At 70.4% G+C, this 16,657-nt stretch carries 14 protein-coding genes; 5 read left to right on the top strand and 9 right to left on the bottom strand.

The genetic code is table 11. From position 1 onward, the window contains the following. Positions 1–13: 13 nt before the first annotated feature. Both KGD87_RS19575 and KGD87_RS19570 read left to right on the top strand, forming a co-directional pair. On the top strand, positions 14–991 hold the full coding sequence (locus KGD87_RS19575) for a sigma-70 family RNA polymerase sigma factor (RefSeq protein WP_284661771.1): 978 nt from the start codon (positions 14–16) through the stop codon (positions 989–991). Positions 992–1,085: 94 nt separating this feature from the next. Continuing rightward, a complete protein-coding gene (locus tag KGD87_RS19570) occupies positions 1,086–1,505 on the top strand; it encodes a VOC family protein (protein WP_284661770.1) in 420 nt (139 codons plus the stop codon). Between the two features lie 63 nt (positions 1,506–1,568). Here the strand turns inward: KGD87_RS19570 and KGD87_RS19565 are convergent, their stop codons facing one another. Continuing rightward, the gene (locus KGD87_RS19565) at positions 1,569–2,108 is read right to left on the bottom strand and encodes a hypothetical protein (RefSeq protein WP_284661769.1); all 540 of its coding nucleotides are present in this window, start codon (positions 2,106–2,108) and stop codon (positions 1,569–1,571) included. A 163-nt stretch (positions 2,109–2,271) separates the two neighbouring features. Between KGD87_RS19565 and KGD87_RS19560 the strand changes: the two genes are divergently transcribed. Continuing rightward, the gene (locus KGD87_RS19560; RefSeq protein ID WP_284661768.1) at positions 2,272–3,282 is read left to right on the top strand and encodes an AraC family transcriptional regulator; all 1,011 of its coding nucleotides are present in this window, start codon (positions 2,272–2,274) and stop codon (positions 3,280–3,282) included. Between the two features lie 37 nt (positions 3,283–3,319). Here the strand turns inward: KGD87_RS19560 and KGD87_RS19555 are convergent, their stop codons facing one another. Together KGD87_RS19555 and budA are read right to left on the bottom strand one after the other, a co-directional pair. Further along, on the bottom strand, positions 3,320–4,168 hold the full coding sequence (locus tag KGD87_RS19555) for an alpha/beta hydrolase (RefSeq protein ID WP_284661766.1): 849 nt from the start codon (positions 4,166–4,168) through the stop codon (positions 3,320–3,322). Between the two features lie 83 nt (positions 4,169–4,251). Further along, the gene (gene budA / locus KGD87_RS19550; protein ID WP_284661765.1) at positions 4,252–5,070 is read right to left on the bottom strand and encodes an acetolactate decarboxylase; all 819 of its coding nucleotides are present in this window, start codon (positions 5,068–5,070) and stop codon (positions 4,252–4,254) included. Positions 5,071–5,178: 108 nt separating this feature from the next. On the opposite strand from budA, the gene KGD87_RS19545 reads away from it, so the two are divergent. Continuing rightward, a complete protein-coding gene (locus KGD87_RS19545) occupies positions 5,179–6,162 on the top strand; it encodes a LysR family transcriptional regulator (RefSeq protein ID WP_284661763.1) in 984 nt (327 codons plus the stop codon). On the opposite strand, the gene nhaA is transcribed toward KGD87_RS19545, so the two are convergent. The 3 genes from nhaA to KGD87_RS19530 form a co-directional block, all read right to left on the bottom strand. Beyond that, positions 6,095–7,507 (bottom strand): Na+/H+ antiporter NhaA, encoded by a 1,413-nt coding sequence (nhaA, locus tag KGD87_RS19540; RefSeq protein WP_284661762.1) that lies wholly within the window; start codon positions 7,505–7,507, stop codon positions 6,095–6,097. The two genes, KGD87_RS19545 and nhaA, sit on opposite strands and share 68 nt — an antisense overlap. Before the next feature lie 178 nt (positions 7,508–7,685). After that, a complete protein-coding gene (locus KGD87_RS19535; RefSeq protein ID WP_284661761.1) occupies positions 7,686–9,899 on the bottom strand; it encodes a xanthine dehydrogenase family protein molybdopterin-binding subunit in 2,214 nt (737 codons plus the stop codon). After that, positions 9,896–10,363, bottom strand: coding sequence for a (2Fe-2S)-binding protein (locus KGD87_RS19530; protein WP_284661760.1), 468 nt, complete (start codon positions 10,361–10,363; stop codon positions 9,896–9,898). Before KGD87_RS19530 ends, KGD87_RS19535 begins: the two co-directional genes overlap by 4 nt. Positions 10,364–10,603: 240 nt before the next feature. On the opposite strand from KGD87_RS19530, the gene KGD87_RS19525 reads away from it, so the two are divergent. Continuing rightward, a complete protein-coding gene (locus tag KGD87_RS19525; RefSeq protein WP_284661759.1) occupies positions 10,604–11,980 on the top strand; it encodes a sensor histidine kinase in 1,377 nt (458 codons plus the stop codon). 97 nt (positions 11,981–12,077) lie between these two features. Here the strand turns inward: KGD87_RS19525 and KGD87_RS19520 are convergent, their stop codons facing one another. From KGD87_RS19520 to KGD87_RS19510, 3 genes are all read right to left on the bottom strand, one after another. Next, positions 12,078–13,556, bottom strand: coding sequence for a tetratricopeptide repeat protein (locus tag KGD87_RS19520; protein WP_284661758.1), 1,479 nt, complete (start codon positions 13,554–13,556; stop codon positions 12,078–12,080). A gap of 184 nt (positions 13,557–13,740) precedes the next feature. Next, positions 13,741–15,693 carry a molecular chaperone HtpG gene (htpG, locus tag KGD87_RS19515; RefSeq protein ID WP_284661756.1) on the bottom strand — a complete coding sequence of 651 codons (1,953 nt, stop codon included), beginning with the start codon at positions 15,691–15,693 and terminating at the stop codon, positions 13,741–13,743. A 98-nt stretch (positions 15,694–15,791) separates the two neighbouring features. Then, a complete protein-coding gene (locus KGD87_RS19510) occupies positions 15,792–16,607 on the bottom strand; it encodes a carbohydrate-binding protein (RefSeq protein ID WP_284661755.1) in 816 nt (271 codons plus the stop codon). Positions 16,608–16,657: the final 50 nt, after the last annotated feature.

Raw genomic sequence — 16,657 nt, 5'->3', positions numbered from 1 at the left:
AGACAGCCCATTGATGAGGGACCTTCCGGATTCTGGGAAGCAGGCATTCGGCTTCGAGGAGCACCGCGCGGCGCTCATCGGCCATTGCTATCGCATGCTGGGTTCTGTCTCGGAGGCGGACGACGCCGTCCAGGAGACGATGGTGCGTGCCTGGCGCGCGATGGACCGGTTCGAGGGCCGTGCGTCTCCACGCACCTGGCTGTACTCCATCGCCACCCGCGTGTGCCTGGACGCCTTGTCAGCGAGCGGGCGCCGCGCGCGGCCGATGGCGCTGGGGCCCGCGTACTCCATCGACGGGCCGTTGACGCCGCTGCCGGCGAACAGCTGGATTGAGCCCATTCCGGACGCGCTGGCCGTGCCCTCGGACGTGGACCCCTCCGAGCAGGTGTCGCTGCGCCAGAGCATCCGGCTGGCGTTCCTCGCGGCGCTCCAACACCTGCCCCCCAAGCAGCGCGCGGTGCTGCTGCTGGCCGAGGTCCTGGGCTGGCCTGCCACGGAGGTCGCCCAGACGCTGGAGACGTCGGTGGCCTCGGTCAACAGTGCGCTCCAGCGTGCCCGGGCGACCGTGTCGGAGCTGGGGCTGGAGGACTCCGACTTCCGAGTGCCTCAGTCTGACGCGCAGGCCGCGTTGCTGAACCGTTACGTGGAAGCGTTCGAGCGCTATGACATGGACGCCTTCACGGCGATCCTCCACGAGGAAGTCACCCTGTCCATGCCCCCCTACGCGCTGTGGCTCCAGGGGCACGAGTCCATCCGCGGCTGGTTCCTCGGGCGGGGGGCGGTCTGCAGGGACTCCCGGCTGGTGCGGACCGAGGCCTGTGGCTCACCGGCCTACGGCCAGTACCACGCGAGCAGTGACAGCGGGCCCTTCAAGCCGTGGTCGCTCATCGTCCTGGAGCTGTCCGGTGGGCGCATCGCGGCGATGACCCACTTCCTCGATACGGAGGCGTTGTTCCCACGGTTCGGCCTCCCCGAGGAGCTCCCTCGGTAGGCGGGGCGCGGAAGATCTTTCTGAAAAAGGACCGATGATTCCGGTCCGCCGCTGGAGTCAAAGCCTTCGTAACCCACCCGCCCTGGAGGCGAACATGAAGGTCAGCCGTCCCCGTAAGCTCTTCCTCAACCTGCCGGTGGCCGACTTGAAGCGGTCAGTGGACTTCTTCACGAAGCTGGGCTTCGAGTTCAACAAGGACTTCACCGACGAGCACGCCACCTGCATGGTGGTGGGCGAGGACGCGTTCGTGATGCTCCTCACGCATACCCGCTTCAAGGACTTCATCAAGAAGCCCCTGCACGACGCGACGCAGAGCACCGCCGGCACCTATGCGCTGTCCGCCAACAGCCGCGAGGAGGTCGATGAGCTGGTGAAGACCGCGCTGGCGAATGGGGGTTCTCGCGCCGCGGACGCCATGGACCTGGGCTTCATGTACGGCGGGAGCTTCTACGACCCGGACGGCCACCACTGGGAGGTGGCCTGGATGGACCCGAACCAGATGCCTCCGCAGTAGCCAGCGGACGTGGCGTGCCGCGTGGATGCTCAGGGCTTCCGCGCGGCGCGCGGGCACGGTGGGTCAGAACCGGTAGCCGAGGTGCACCGTGGGGAAGAACCCGAACGGCGACAGCTCGAACGCACGGCCGTCGATGACCGCTTCGTCCTGGTACAGCGAGTAGGACACGCCCACCCAGGGCGTGATGTAGAGGTGGTCCGTCACCGCGAACCGGTAGCCGATGCGCGGGCCCACCGAGACGTCGAGGCCCCTGACGTGCTGCCCCGTCTCGTCCAGCGTGAAGCGGCTGCGCGCGACATTCAGCTCCAGTCCCGCGAAAAGCCCCCGCACGTCCGAGCCGAAGTAGTCGAACTTGGCGCTCACGCCCAGTGTGGACTGCGTCCACCCGTCGTTGCCGTGGAAGAACTTGGGGACCCGGACGCCGAAGACACCCAGGTTGAAGCGCACGTGGTCGAATGCGAGTGCCACGTGGCCAGAGCCGCCCTTCAGGAACAGGGCGACGGGGTCCGTCTCCAGCTCCACGGTGGGCGCCGCATGGGCGGTGCCTGCGAGGAGCGCGCAAGCACTGGCGAGGGAGCGGAGAATCATTCGAGCGCGACGCATGTGGAACTCCGTGAAGTGGTGCTGCTGCCGTTCGTGCCGAATGCATAGGGCTGGCGCGGCGTTCGGGCGGTGACGCGGCCTGCCAAATCCGTTGACTCTCCTCGCCACCGGAGGTCAGGGTTGCGGCGCAATGCGCGGCCCTGCGACGCGAAGTGGAGCGACGGTGTCGGGCCGGACGGTCCTTCCCGCCATCGGCTGGCTCATGGCCCTGGGCGTGGACGTCGAGGCGTTGCTGGGGGAAGCCAGCGTCCCTCGCTCACTCCTGGAAGACGCCGACGCGCGCCTGCCTCATGAGGTCGCGCTCGAGGTGTGGCACCGCGCGGTGATGCTGAGCCGAGACGACGCGCTGGGCATCCACGCGGCGGAAGCCGTGCGGCCCGGTGCCTTCGACGTGCTCGACTACACGCTGCGCAGCAGCGCGACGCTGGGCGAAGCCTGGGGACGGCTGACGCGCTACTACCGCCTGCTGCACGACGCGGCCCAGGTGCGGCTGACGGTGTCTGGAGGGCAGGCCCACCTGTCGCATGCGCTGCCTCCGTCGATGCCGCCGCTGCCACGGCAGGTCGCCGAGTTCATCATGACGGCCTTGTTGGTGGCGTCCCGGCAGGCCACGGGCGTTGACCTGGTGCCGGTGGTCGTCTCCTTCCACCACGCGGCCCCGGCCGACATCTCCGAGCACCGCCGCATCTTCCGCTGCGAGCTCCGCTTCGAGCAGCCGTTCAACGGCGTGTCGGTGGCACAGGCGGCGATGGAGTTGCCGTTGCTGAAGGCCGACTCGGGCTTGTCCGCGGTGCTCGAGCGCCACACGCGGGAGTTGCTCGCGAGGCTCCCACAGGTGGAAGGCTTCGTGGAGCGCGTCCGGGCGCATGCCGCGGAGGGGCTCGCGAGCGGTGGCGCGACGAACGAGGCCATCGCGAAGCGACTTCACATGAGCGTCCGGACCCTGAACCGGCGGATGCGGGACGAGGGGGCGTCCCTCCAGGAAGTGGTCGACACCCTCCGGAGGGAGCTGGCCCTGCGGTACCTCGAAGAGCGCAGGTTGGCGATTCCCGAGGTGGCCTACCTCCTGGGGTTCTCCGAGGCGAGCGCCTTCCACCGGGCCTTCCGGCGCTGGACGGGGACGACGCCCACCGAGCATCGGCGCGGCACGGCTGTCGGCTCGGCGGACGTCTGAGCGATGACGTCGCGGGAGCGGCCGTGAGGGCGCTGCGTCAGGGCGCGCTTTCGGCGGCCACCACGGGGGGCAGCCACTTGCGCAGCACGCTGGGCGAGCTCTTCCGGTAGATGTTGTCGTGGCGCAAGTCGGGCCGGGGTTCGACTTCCCACTTCAGCCCCGCGGGAGCGCTGGCGCGGAGGACCTCCTGGAGCCTCGCCACGGCGGGGACGATGTCGTCCGTTTCATTGGAGGAGGACACATAAAGTCCCGCACGCAGGTCCGGCCGTGCCGCGAACCATTCACCCGCCCCCTTCACCAACGACTCCGCGTTCCACCACAGGCTGGGGCTCAGCGCGAGGTAGGTGTCGAACAGGTCCGGCTGGAGGAAGAACGTCTCCACGATGAAGTAGCCCGCGAGCGACTCGCCGATGATGGCCCGCTCCTGCGTCACCCGGTAGCGGCGCTCCACCTCCGGCATCAGCTCTTCGTGGATGAAGGCTCGGAACGCCGCCGAGCCTCCCGTGACAGGGGCGACCTCCAGGTCCGTCGCCACCGTGGTCGGGCCCGTCATGTCCCGCCGTCGCACGGTGTTTTCGATGCCCACGATGATGAGGGGCCGCAGCTCGCCCGCGCGGATGGCCATGTCGACGGTGGTGGCCAGGTGCGGGAAGTCCTCCTTCAGGCCGCCATCGGGCATGTAGAGCACCGGGAAGCGGGCGTCCGCCGCCGCCGTGTAGCCTGGCGGCAGGTAGACGGTGATGTGGCGGGCCTCCTTCAGCTTCGCGGAGTCGAGCGTGAACATCTGGTGGGGAGGCAAGGGCTCGACCACCGCGGGCCGGGTGCTCGCGCATGCGCACCCCAGGACGAGCAACAGCAGCCCCACACACTTCATCGATGTCCGCATCACTTGCTCCCGCAGGGTTCGACGAGCCCTCGAGGCCCGTGACCGGGATGGTGCCCGAGCCCTGGATGTGTGGCCAGGAGGCGTCAGGGGGCTCCGGGGCCTGCCGCCGCGGGCGCGGTTGTCGCGTCGTCGATGGGCGCCGCGTTGAACAGCGGGTCGTCTGGCAACACCAGCGACAGGGACCGGCTGCTGTCGAACTGGGCGGTGAGCGCGCTGGCGCGCAGGTCCAGGACATGGCCCCCCAGCTTCCGGTCCGCGTCCACGAAGTGGAAGTGCCAGCCGGGGATGATGACTCCAGCGACATAGGTGGGAAATCGGAAACCCACCAGCGTCCCCGTGACGTCACGGGCGTCGTAGACGCGCTGCTGTGAAAGCAGGGCCTTCATGCTGGGGTAGGGCGGCTTCTGGCGCGGCACACTGCGCAGCTTCACGTGCTGGAAGCGGCCGTCGATGCGCACGGCATGGAAGTGGTTGCGCGAACCGAGCCGCGCATCGAGCGCCCTCGCGAAGGCGCTGAAGTCCGCGACGGCGGGGAGTGTGAGCTGCCTGTCCGGGACGAACCGCTTGAGGGTGGCGAAGGACGTTCGCGCATCGTCGGGCAGGCGCCGCAGCTTCCCGGTGACGTCGGCGTGCCACACGACGCCGTCGAGGATGATGACCTCCCCATCCGTGGGGCTGAGCGCGCCCGTGCCGAAGTCCCCGAGCCGGAGCAGGTCGCCGAAGCGGGTCGGGCCTTCATGCACGCCCGCCATGAAGCCGGCCGCGGGGGCGAGCTGGTGAACCGTGTCCTCGTTCGCGGGCGGTGCGGCCTGAGCCAGGGTCGAGCACAGGAGGAAGGCGAGTCCGGAGGCGCGCAGGCGGTGCCGGGCGTTGTCACGAGGGAGAAGGGGCGAATCGGGCATGGCGCGAAGCTCCTCGTTGGAACCGAAAACGGAAAGCTGACCCGCTGAGGGCTCCGGCACAATCGGGATGAAACGCACCAGGATGTTGCGTACGGTGCAGCAATGCCGATGCTCGATACCGATCGCCTCGGCGGCATGCGCGCCTTCGTCGCCGTCGCCACCCGGCACAGCTTCGTCGCCGCCGCGGACGAGCTGGGCCTCAGCGCCTCCGCGCTCAGTCGCCGCATCGCGCAGCTGGAGCGGGCGCTGGGCTGCCGGCTGTTGCAGCGGACCACCCGGCGTGTCGCGCTCACCGAGGTGGGCGCGTTGTACCTGGAGCGCTGTCTCGATGTGCTGGCTCGCGCCGATGAGGCCGACGCGGCGGTGTCCGCGTTCTCCGCGCAGCCTCGCGGCCTGCTGCGCGTGTCGCTGCCCAACCTCTATGGCCAGCTGCGCGTCTCGCCCTTGCTGCCGGAGTTCATGCGCCGCTATCCGTTGCTCCGCCTGGAAGTGACGATGGAGGACCGCTACATCGACCTCGTCGAACAACGCATCGACGTGGGCGTGCGGATTGGCGACCTGCGCAGCGGCGACTACGTGGCACGCCGCCTGGCGCTGAACCGCCGCCGCCTGTGCGCGTCACCCGAATACCTGCGACGCAAGGGGACGCCGCGCACGCCTGCGGACCTTCGTGGGCATGCCTGCCTCCAGTTCGCGCCGCAGATGAAGGAGGTCCCCTGGGTCCTGACGCGGGGCGGGCGGCGGACCCAGGTGGCAGTGGAGCCGCTCCTCCGCGTCGACAACGCCGAGGCGCTCCGGCAGGCGGCGCTCGGCGGTTGCGGCATCACGCTGCTCGCGGACTTCGTGATGGGGGCGGACCTGGAAGCGGGCCGCCTGGTCGAGGTGCTGGCGTCGTGGCGCGTGGCAGACAGCTGGGTCTGGGCCGTGTACCCGCACGCGCGCTTCCTGCCGATGAAGACGCGCGTGTTCGTCGACTTCTTGAGTGAACGGCTGGGCGGCTCGGGCCCGTCACCAGCGGAGCCCGTCACATCACCGTCGAGCGCTCCGCCTCCTCCACGGACGTCGCGGCGCCGGGCCTCGACGCGGTACTGAGGAGCAGCCGGCCCAGGAGGAGCGCCAGGCCCGCCGCGGCACCGCTCGCGCCCAGCACGCCCAGCTTCGCGGCGGCGAGCAGCTTCGCGTCCGTGAAGGCCAGCTGCGCGATGAACAGGGCCATGGTGAAGCCGATGCCCGCGGTGCACCCCAGCACCAGCAAGTCTCGGATGCTCAGGCCGCGCGGCAACGTCGCCAGCCGCAAGCGCAGCGCCAGCCAGCAGGCCCCAATCACCCCCAGGGGCTTGCCCACCAGGAGTCCGGTGGCCGTCGCGGCGACCACGGTCCACGAGACCGCATCGAGCGGCTCACTCGAAATCGTCACGCCCGCGTTCGCGAGCGCGAACACCGGCATGATGCCGAACGCCACCCACGGATGCAGGGTGGCAATCAGGCTCTCCGACGGCGACATGGCCTCGCGTCGCGCGGCGTCCACGCGGCGCAACGTCGCGGACAGGTGATGGGAGGAGAGCGTGCCCGGCTGCGCCTGGGCGATGTGTTCGATTTCGCTCCGCGCGCCGGTGACGAAGCCCTCGGTGCCGAGCCAGGCGCGCACCGGCGTGATGAGCCCGATGATGACGCCTGCGATGGTCGGATGAATTCCCGCGGAGTAGACGCCCGCCCAGGCGACGAACGCCGGGACGAGGTAGGCCCACTTCGAGCGCACGCCGAAGCGCTGCATCGCGAAGACCCCCAGGATTCCCAGGGCCGCGACGATGAGGCCCGTGATGGCCACTCCCGACGAGTAGAACAGCGCGATGACGATGATGGCGCCCAGGTCGTCGATGACGGCGAGCGCGAGCAGGAGCACGCGCAGGGCGGGGGGCACCCGGCTCCCGAGGAGCGTGAGGATGCCCACCGCGAACGCGATGTCCGTCGCCATGGGGACGCCCCATCCCGAGCGGGTGGCCGGGGCGCCCCCCAGGAGGAGGTACAGGCCCGCCGGCACGACCATGCCCCCCAGCGCCGCCGCGGCGGGGAGCGCGGCGCGCCGCAATTCAGACAGCTCGCCCTGATGGACCTCGCGGCGAATCTCCATGCCCACGACGAAGAAGAAGATGGCCATCAACCCGTCGTTGACGACCCATTCGAGGCTGCGCTCGAACGTGAAGTCGCCCACGCGCATGCCGAGCGGCGTGTGCCAGAAGTGCGCGTAGCTCGCCGCCCAGGGCGAGTTTGCCCACAGGAGCGCGATGGCCGCCGCCACGAGGAGCAGGATGCCGCTGGCCGCCTCGATGTGGAGGAAGCGCTCCAGCGGCCGGCTCGCGAGCCGCGAGAGGCGATGCAGGGGGGCCCAGGCTTCGGGCGGAAGGGGGGCTTGCCCCGGTGGCGTGGCGGTCGACATACGCGGACCCTGTCGGCGGTGTTGCCGGCTGGGATGGCGGCCCGACCATCCATGTTCCTGCGGCGTGCATCGCCGCACCCTTCAGCTTTGGACGGCACATTCACATGGCGCGCGGCCTCCGTCGAGCGTTGTCGACATGCGCGCGGACCATGCCTGGGCTTGCCTCCTTGGTGCCGTCTCAGCGCGCCTGGAGCGCCGCCGCCAGCCGCTCTGGCGTCAGCGGCAGCGCTCTGAGCCGGGCCCCCGTGGCGTCGAAGATGGCATTGGCCAGGGCCGCCGAAGTGGGGCCCTGGGAGGCCTCGCCCACGCCCAGGAGGGGCTCCCCAGGGCGCTCGATGAGCGCGACCTCCACGGGCGGGACTTCGGAGAAGGTGAGGATGGGGTACGTGCCCCAGTCTCGCGAGGTGACGCGCTGGGCGTCGTAGCGGACCGCCTCCTTCAGGCTCCAGCTCAGCGACTGGATGAGCCCGCCCTCGAGCTGGTTGGTGAGCCCGTCCGGGTTGACGACCTCGCCCGCGTCGGCGGCCAGGACCGCGCGCAGCACCTGGATGGCATGATTTCCAGGGTCGACGCGCACCTCGATGCAGACGGCGCAGTAGCTCGCGAGGTTCTTGTAGCGCGCGAAGCCGATGCCGCGCCCATGGCCCTGGGGCCGGGGGGCGGCGTTCCAGCCGAAGCGCTCCGCCGCTTTCTGGATGACGGCCTTCGCGCGCGCGTCGTGGAGCTGCCGGAGCCGGAAGGCCACCGGGTCCACCTTCGCGGCGTGGGCCAGCTCATCCATGAAGGACTCGATGGCGAAGACGTTGCCGTAGGCCCCCAGGCCCCGAAGCGAGGAGACGCGCAAGGGCATTCGGGTGACGAGATGGGTCGTCACCTTCCGGCCGGGGAAGTCGTAGAGCGGAATGGCGTTCCGGTCCGCGGCGTAGTTCGGAGGCCCGCCATTCCCGGGGATGGGCATGCGGAAGGGCGCCGAGAGCGAGCGCCCCGCCAGCAGATTGCCGGGGTGGCCTCCAGGCCGGGTGCCGTGGGGCGTGGACCAGAGCGCATAGTCCCAGTCCAGCACGTTGCCTTCCGCGTCCACGCCCGCGCGCGCCTGCATCACCATCGCGGAGCCATACGGCTCGCAGGCGTGCTCGTCCTCTCGGGACCACTGCACGCGCACCGCGTGGCCGGGAAGGGCGCGCGCGAGCAGCGCCGCGTCGGCGGCGACGTCGTCCGCGCCATTGTGGCCGTAGCAGCCGGAGCCGGGCAGGTGCTTGCCGTGGACCCGGTCCACGGGGAGGCGGAGCATCCTCGCGATGGCCGCGCTCGTCTCGAAGACACTCTGGCTGTGGGTGTGCAGCGTGAGGCGCTCGCCGTCCCACTCCGCCACCGCGCAGGACGGGCCAATGGCGCCGTGCATCTGGTACGGCCGCAGGTAGCGCGCCTCCAAGGTGCGCGTGGGCGCGACGTCGGTGGGCCGCACCGTGTCCTCGATGACGCTGTCCTGGCTGGGTTGCTCCAGCAGCCAGGTGTACGGGTCCGGAGGCAGGGTGGCCTGTTCGCGCCAGCGGGCGCTTTGCGCGAGCGCCGCCGCGGCCTGGATGGCCTGCCACTCCTTCGTGGCGATGACGCCCAGGAAGTCTCCGTCACGCACCACCTTCCGGACGCCTGGCAGTTGCTCCACCCGCGAGGCATCCACCTCCGTGAGCGAGGCGCCCTGGGACGGCGCGCGGATGATGCGGCCATGCACCAGGTTGGCGGGCCGGAGGTCGTGCACGAAGCTCGCCTCGCCGGAAATCTTGCCCGGCAGGTCCACGCGCGGAACCGAGCGGCCCGCATGATGGCGCTCGATGGGCGGCTTGGGCTTCACCGTGCCCGTCGCCTCCCGGTTCAGCGCCTTCCCGCCGACGAGGCTCCAGTACGTGATGGAGGCGCCCTTCCCGCCGCCCACTCGGATGGTGCCGTCCCGGACGCGCAGGTGCTCCACCGGGACGCCCAGGTGCTTGCTGGCCATGTCCAGCAGGATGGCGCGAACCTCGGCGGACGCATGGCGTATCGCGGCGCCGCTCTGGGAGACGGAGTTGCTGCCGGCGGTGGTGCCTTCGTAGGGCGACAGCTCGGTGTCGCCGGAGATGAAGGTCAGCCGTGAGAGGCTGACGCCCAGCTCGTCCGCGCACAGTTGCCCGAGCGCCGTCAGGATGCCCTGGCCCAGCTCCACCTTCCCCGTCTTCAGCGTGACGACGCCGTCCGCGCCGATGCGCAGCCACGCGTCGAGGCCGCGGGTGCGCCGCAGGCTCCCGGGGAGTCCGGTGGTTGCCGGTGCCGCGCCCAGGGCGCGTGGGCCCGTGAGGGCGAAGGCCAGCACCAGGGCGCCCTGGAGCACCTCGCGGCGGCTCGGGCGGAGGCTCATCGTGCCAGCGCCTCCGCGGCGCGCTGAATGGCTCGGACGATGCGGTTGTGTGAGCCGCACCGGCACAGGTTGGCATCCAGCGCCGCGCGAATCTCCGCCTCGGTGGGCCGGGGCTTCTCCTTCAGCAGCGCCGCCGCCGTCACCACCATGCCGGGGATGCAGTAGGCGCACTGGCCGGCCTGCTCGGCCACGAAGGCGCTGTGGAGCGGATGCGGCGTCCCATCCGGCGCGCGCAAGCCCTCCACGGTGGTGAGGTTCCGGCCGCTCAGGGTGGCCGCCGGCACGACGCAGGCGCGCAGCGGCGAGCCGTTGCTCAGCACCGTACATGCGCCGCACTGGCCCACGCCGCAGCCATACCGGGCCCCGTGAAGTCCCAGCTCATCGCGCAGGATGTAGAGGAGGGGCGTGTCCTCGGGCGCGTCGACGGCGTGCTCGCGGCCGTTGACGTTCAAGGTGAAGCTCATGGCGCCTGCTCCTCCCGGAAGACGGTGGACTCCGCAGCGTAGCGCACGCATGTCCAGGCCCGGAGGAGATGTGGCCTGGCGCGGCGATAGCCCGCCACCGGGTTGCCATGCCGTGAAGCAGTGCACATCCCGGGGAGGGCGGTTGCGGCGCGGGGAATGGACGCCGCGCGCGAGGGGCGGGTTGGGCTGCCCGTTCACGCCACGCATCGGGTAGGGTGGGGCTTTCCCCTGGAGGGCGTGATGCGGCTGCGGACCTTCCTCACCCTTGGAGCGGTACTCCTTGCGGTTCTGGGGCTGGGGTCCGCGGGTGGGCTCTTCTGGATGACCACCCTGCTGCAGCGGCAGACCACCAGCCTCATCGACGCGGCGGAGCGGGTGCGCGCGGCGGCCGAGCTGGAAATCACCCTGCTGCTGCTCCAGTACGCCCACGAAGTGGAAGGAATCGGCCCCGCGGACATGGGGCCGCCCGGGGGGGTGGACGCGCTGGTGCGCGAGGTGCCGGAGCGGTTGGCCCACGTCGAGCTGTACACGGAGACGGAGGCGGAGCGCGGGCTGGTGGCGGCCTCCCGCGCGGGCGTCGAGGCTTATCTCAATGCGCCGGAGCCGGACCGGCGGCTCCGGTTGGCGCAGGCGGTGGATGCGACGCGGGCGGTGATGGACTCCAGCATCGCGCGGGCGCGCGCCGCTCGCGACGAGGCGACCGCCGTGCGCAGGACAGGGCGCTTCATTGGAACGTTGCTCGCGGTGTCGGTGCTGACGGGCGTGGTGCTGTTTCTCGCCATCGCGCAGACGCGCATCTACCGGCCACTGGTGGCCATCCGCCGCGCGTTGAGTGCGTTCAAGTCAGGGCGGCGAGAATCCCGGGTGGCGCGCGCGGGGCCGCCAGAGCTCCAGGAGATTGGCGCGGAGTTCAACGACATGGCGGAGACCGTCACCAGTCAGGACGCGCGGCAGCTCCAGTTCCTCGCGGGCGTGGCGCACGACCTGCGCACGCCGCTCAACGCGCTGAAGCTGTCGGCGCAGATGCTGCTGCGGGCCAAGACGGCGCCTCCGCCGGAGAAGGTGCGGGAGTCGCTGGTGCGCATCTCCAACCAGGTGGACCGGCTGGAGCGCATGGTGGGCGACCTGCTGGACAGGACACGCATCGAGGCAGGGAACCTGGAGCTGCGGCTGGAGGAGTGTGATTTGCGCGGGCTGGTGGAGGAGGTGGTGGAGCTCCACCGGCCGTCCAGCGAGCAGCACCGGCTGGAGTACTCCGTGCCGGACTCGCCCGTGCCCTGGCGGTGTGATTCGACGCGGCTGGCGCAGGTGCTCACCAACCTGGTGAGCAACGCCATCAAGTACTCGCCCAAGGGCGGGGTGGTGTCGCTGCGGCTGGAGTCCTCGGAGCGCGAGGTGGCGGTGTCCGTGGCGGATGAAGGCGTGGGGATTCCGCCTGGAGACCTGGACACCCTCTTCGAGCCCTTCAAGCGCAGCGGGTCCGCGGCGAAGGACATCCCAGGCGTGGGCCTGGGACTCTCCGTGTCTCGCCGGATTGCCCGGGCGCACGGGGGAGACATCGAGGTGGAGAGCGCCGTCGGCACGGGCTCCACGTTCCGGCTCCGCTTGCCGCGCTGATGGGGCGCGTCTGGGGCTGTCCACGCCCGGAACGGTGCTCCGGGCGTGGTGCAGCCGTGTTGGAAGCCGGAAGCCGTGTTCCCGGCCCCGTGGGGCGTCAGTGAGTCGGCGAGGCGACTTGGCCGCGGCCCGGCGGCGGAGGCCGCGCACCGGGAGGCTGTGCGCCGGGAGGCGGCGCGGGCAGCACGCGCGCCATGCCGGCGTACGGTCCCGGCTGACGGCCATCACCACCGGTGCTCAGCGTCAGCGCGATGACCGAGCGGCCCTCCAGCGACACCTCGCGGTGCTCCACCAGCTCGCGCATGGGCACGTCCACCGAGCCGAGCAGCTCGCTCCCGTTCGGCCCGTCCATGTACACCTGGAAGCCGACCCGCCGTTCGTCGAAGGCATTGGCGACCGCGACGAACTCCGCGTCATACGCCGTGTAGATGCCGTCACGCCCGAGCGTCGTCAGGTGCATGCCATCCGGATGGAGGACCTCGACGCGCAGCCGCGGGCGGTTCTCATGCGGGATGCTCATGGCCAGGTCCTTCACCAGCCCCGACATCCCACTCTGCCGCGCCATCTGGGTCAACCGGTTGGCCAGCCGCGTGAAGATGTCGTTCGACGTGCCCACCCACGCCCGGCCATCCGGCCGGACCGGCGTCACCAGCACCGAGCGCAGCACGACGCGGTAGGGCCGCAGCTGCACCCGCTCCAACTGGTGGTTGGCGTAGCCGTCGTCCTGACCCGTGCGCAGCGCCACATGGTAGGCCTCCGCCGCTCCGTTCCAGTCCCGGCCCGCGATTCGCTGGTCGGCGAGGGCCATGTGGCGCGCGTAGTCCTCCAGCGGCGCGGCCCGGCCTCCCTGCCGCAGGCTCAGCGCGGCGCCGTAGCGCTGCTGCGCGCGCACCCAGTCGTGCTGCGCCCGCGCGGCGTCACCCTCGCGCGACAGCCGCTCGACCTCCTCGGTGATGAAGTGCTCGTACTCCGCGGCGATGTTCTGCGCCCACGCCGACGCGGAGCCGTCCAGCCGCAGCACCAGCTGCGCCAGCTCGTGGGCCGCGATGAAGTTGCCCTCATGCAGGTGCCGGTCCGCCTGGGCACGCCCCTGGGTGATGATGATGCTCCGCACGTCCTCCGCGTGCGTCTTCACCTCGGGCGCCGGGGACAACTGCAGCGCCCGGTCCATCAGCGAGGCGGCCTCCGCGTACTGCCCCTGCTGCGCCTGCTCGACGGCCGTGTCCAACTGGCCCATCGCCACCTGCTGCGCGGCGTTCGCGCGGAACGAGGCAATCTCCGCGTTGCCCGGCTCCACCGACAGCGCGAAGTCGGACTCGGCGAGCGCGCAGCCCCAGTCATTCACCTGCGCGCACGTCTGCGCCCGCTGCTGCGCATCCTGGAGCGCCTTGGCGCGGGCCGCGTCGAACTTGAGCTTGATTTCGGGGCTGTCCGGCTCGCTCGCCAGCGCTTGCCGGTAGGACGCATACGCGGACTTCCAATCCCCCATGGCCGCGGCGCGGTCCCCCGTCTTTTCGTGCGCTGCGCACGCACTGAGGACCACGGCTGCGAACAACCCCAGAACCACTCGCTTCATGTCGTCGGACTCCCCTCGATATTCCGAGCGACCATAGCCGACGCGCCCAGGAGAAGCCGAACCCCCCGTCCGGGGTCGGGAATGCCCCCGTGCGAGGCGCGCCGGAGCAGCCAGGCGCACCGGGGGCTCGCTCGGACCGGGGGCGCCCCCCGTGAAGAAGGAGGGGGGCGCCGGGGACTGCGTCTCAGCTCGCCGGCGGGGGCGAGGCCGGGGCGGGCGCCGCCGCCAGGGCCGCCACCTGCGTCAGGAGCCCCGTCATGCGGCGGGCGAAGCGGTTGGGGTCGGCGATGGTGCTGCCCTCGGTGAGCAGCGCCTGGTCGTGGAGCAGCTCAATCCACTCCGCCACCTGGGTCGCGGCCGGGTCGCGGTCATGCACGGACTTCAGGTGCTCGATGACGGGGTGCTTCGGATTCACTTCCAGGATGCGCTTCACGCGCGGCGCGCCCATGCCCCGGCCGCGCTGCTGGAGCAGGCGCTCCAGGTAGGCCGGCGAGCCGCCCTCCGGCACGACGAGGCACACGGGCGAGTCCGTCAGGCGGTCCGACACGCGCACCTCGCGCACGGACTCCTGGAGCACGTCCTTCATCTTCTCCGTGAGCGTCTTCAGGCCTTCGGCGTGCTGCTCCTGCGCCTTCTTCTGCTCGTCCGTGGACTGGAGCTTCAGGTCCGCCTGGAGCGCGGACACCAGCGGCTTGCCCTGGAACTCGCGCAGGCCCTGCGCGGCCCACTCGTCCACCGGGTCCGTCATGTAGAGGACCTCGAAGCCGCGCTGCTTCAGCGCCTCCAGGTGGGGGCTGTCCGCCACCGCCTTCCGGGACTCGCCGTAGACGTAATAGATGGCCTCCTGGCCTTCCTTCATGCGGCCCACGTAGTCCGCCAGGGACGTCAGGCCCTCATCGCGCGAGCTCTCGTAGCGCAGCAGGCCGCCCAGCTTGTCCTTCTGCTCGGCCTCCGTGGCCAGGCCCTCCTTCAGCACCGTGCCAAAGGCCTTCCAGAAGGTGAGGTAGTCGTCCGGCTTGTCCTTGGCCAGCTTCTCCAGCAGGTCCACCGACTTCTTCACCACGTGCTTGCGGATGGCGCGCACCACCTGCGAGTCCTGGAGCAGCTCGCGCGACACGTTCAGCGGCAGGTCATCCGAGTCGATGACGCCGCGCACGAAGCGCAGCCACTGCGGCACCAGCTCCTCGCAGCGGTCCATGATGAACACGCGCTTGACGAACAGCCGCACCCCGCGCTGCTGCTGCGCGTCCAGGTCGAACGGAGGCTGCTTGGGCACGAAGAGCAGGCCGGTGAACTGGGTGTTGCCGTCCGCCTTGAAGTGCGTCCACGCCAGCGGCGCCTCCCAGTCGTGCGTCAGGTGCTTGTAGAACTCCTGGTACTGCTCGTCCGTGATTTCGGACTTCGCGCGCTGCCACAGGGCGCTGGCCTTGTTGACCACTTCCAGCGACGTCTCCGTCTTCGCCTCGTCGCCCGTCCCCGTCGTCTTGCTCACCTGGAGCTTGATGGGGTGGCCCACGTAGTCGGAGTACTGGGTAATCAGCGAGCGCAGCCGCCACTCGCCCAGGAACTCCTTCTGGTCCTCCTTCAGGTGCAGGGTGATGGAGGTGCCACGCGAGGCGCGCTCGGCGGGCTCCACCGTGAAGGAGCCCTTCGCCTCCGACGTCCACCGCCAGGCGGACTGTCCCTGGCCGGCGGCGCGGCTGACCACCTCCACCCGGTCCGCGACCAGATAGGCGCTGTAGAAGCCCACGCCGAACTGGCCGATGAGCTGCATGTCCTTCTGTCCCTTCTGCGCCAGCGCCTCGATGAACTCACGCGAGCCGGAGTGGGCGATGGTGCCCAGGTTCTTCACCAGCTCGTCATGGGACATGCCGATGCCGGTGTCCTCGATGGTGAGGGTGCCCTTCGCCTCGTCGGGGATGAGGCGCAGCTCCAGGGACGGCTCGTCCGCCAGCAGCTCCGGCTCCGTAATCGCGCGGAACCGGAGCTTGTCGAGCGCGTCCGACGCGTTGGACACCAGCTCGCGGAGAAAAATCTCCTTGTGGCTGTAGAGCGAATTGATGACCAGGCTGAGGAGCTGGTTGATTTCCGCCTGGAAGGCGTGGGTCTCCCGCTGAGGGGCGTTTTCGACGGTCATGGTGACAGGGGCCTCCGGGGCGCCCGGTGGGGCGCCAGCGTCGCTCTCCCTTAACCATGGAAAGCCGCTTGTCGAGTCCAGAGCGTCCGCCCGCCCGCTCAGGGCCGGGTGTGCTGGTGGTCCACGCCGAAGTTGTTGTCCCAGTACGTCTGGCCGGCGACCTCGTAGCGCACGGCGAAGAGCACCACGTTGCCGGGGAGGGCGGGGATGTGGGCCTGCCAGCGCTCCACGCCCTGCACGTTGGGGCTGGAGATGTAGGCGTACCCGAAGGTGTAGCCGGAGACGTAGGACGCGGGCGCCTCGTGCGCGGTGGCCCAGCCGTCCGTGGAGTACACCACCGTCACGTTCTTGGCGTAGTCCAGGTTCTTCACGTCGATGCTGACGTCCAGGTCGCCATTGTCCCGCCAGAAGCTGGCGGCCACCAGCACCGGGTCGTAGGGCTGGTAGGGCCCGTCACCGCGGCCCACGTGGTGGTGGTTCCATTGATGGGTGTCCCAGTACGTCTGGCCCGCCACGGTGTATTTGGCCACGAACTCCAGGTCGCGCGAGGGCTGCGGGTCCACGCCCCAGCTGGCGTACATGCGCGTCACCTTCCAGATTTCATGCCCGGAGGCGCCGCTGCCCGCGGGCCCCACGTAGGAGGCGGCCAGGTCCGCCCAGGTGCCATCCGGCTGCTTCATGCTGACGGAGACCTCCTTGTGGTAGGCGAGGTTCTGCACCAGCAGGGTGATGGAGACGTCCTGCCAGCTCTGGCCGTAGCGCGAGCTCACGGTGCTGACCGCCTTCTGGACCCGGATTTCCTCGCCGGCCTGGGCTGGGGTGGCGACGAAGCCCAGGGCCAGCGCGGCCAGCGCGCCCAGCAGGGCCTTCCAGCGGAGGGGGGACACGGCGGGGGCGTGGAATGCGGGCGTCATCGAGGGCCTCGGAGGTAGGAGGGAGCACGGCGGCTGCCACCGCGCATGGT

Source organism: Myxococcus sp. SDU36, assembly GCF_030168875.1.
GTDB lineage: Bacteria > Myxococcota > Myxococcia > Myxococcales > Myxococcaceae > Myxococcus > Myxococcus vastator.
This window is presented reverse-complemented; position numbering and strand designations above follow the sequence as displayed.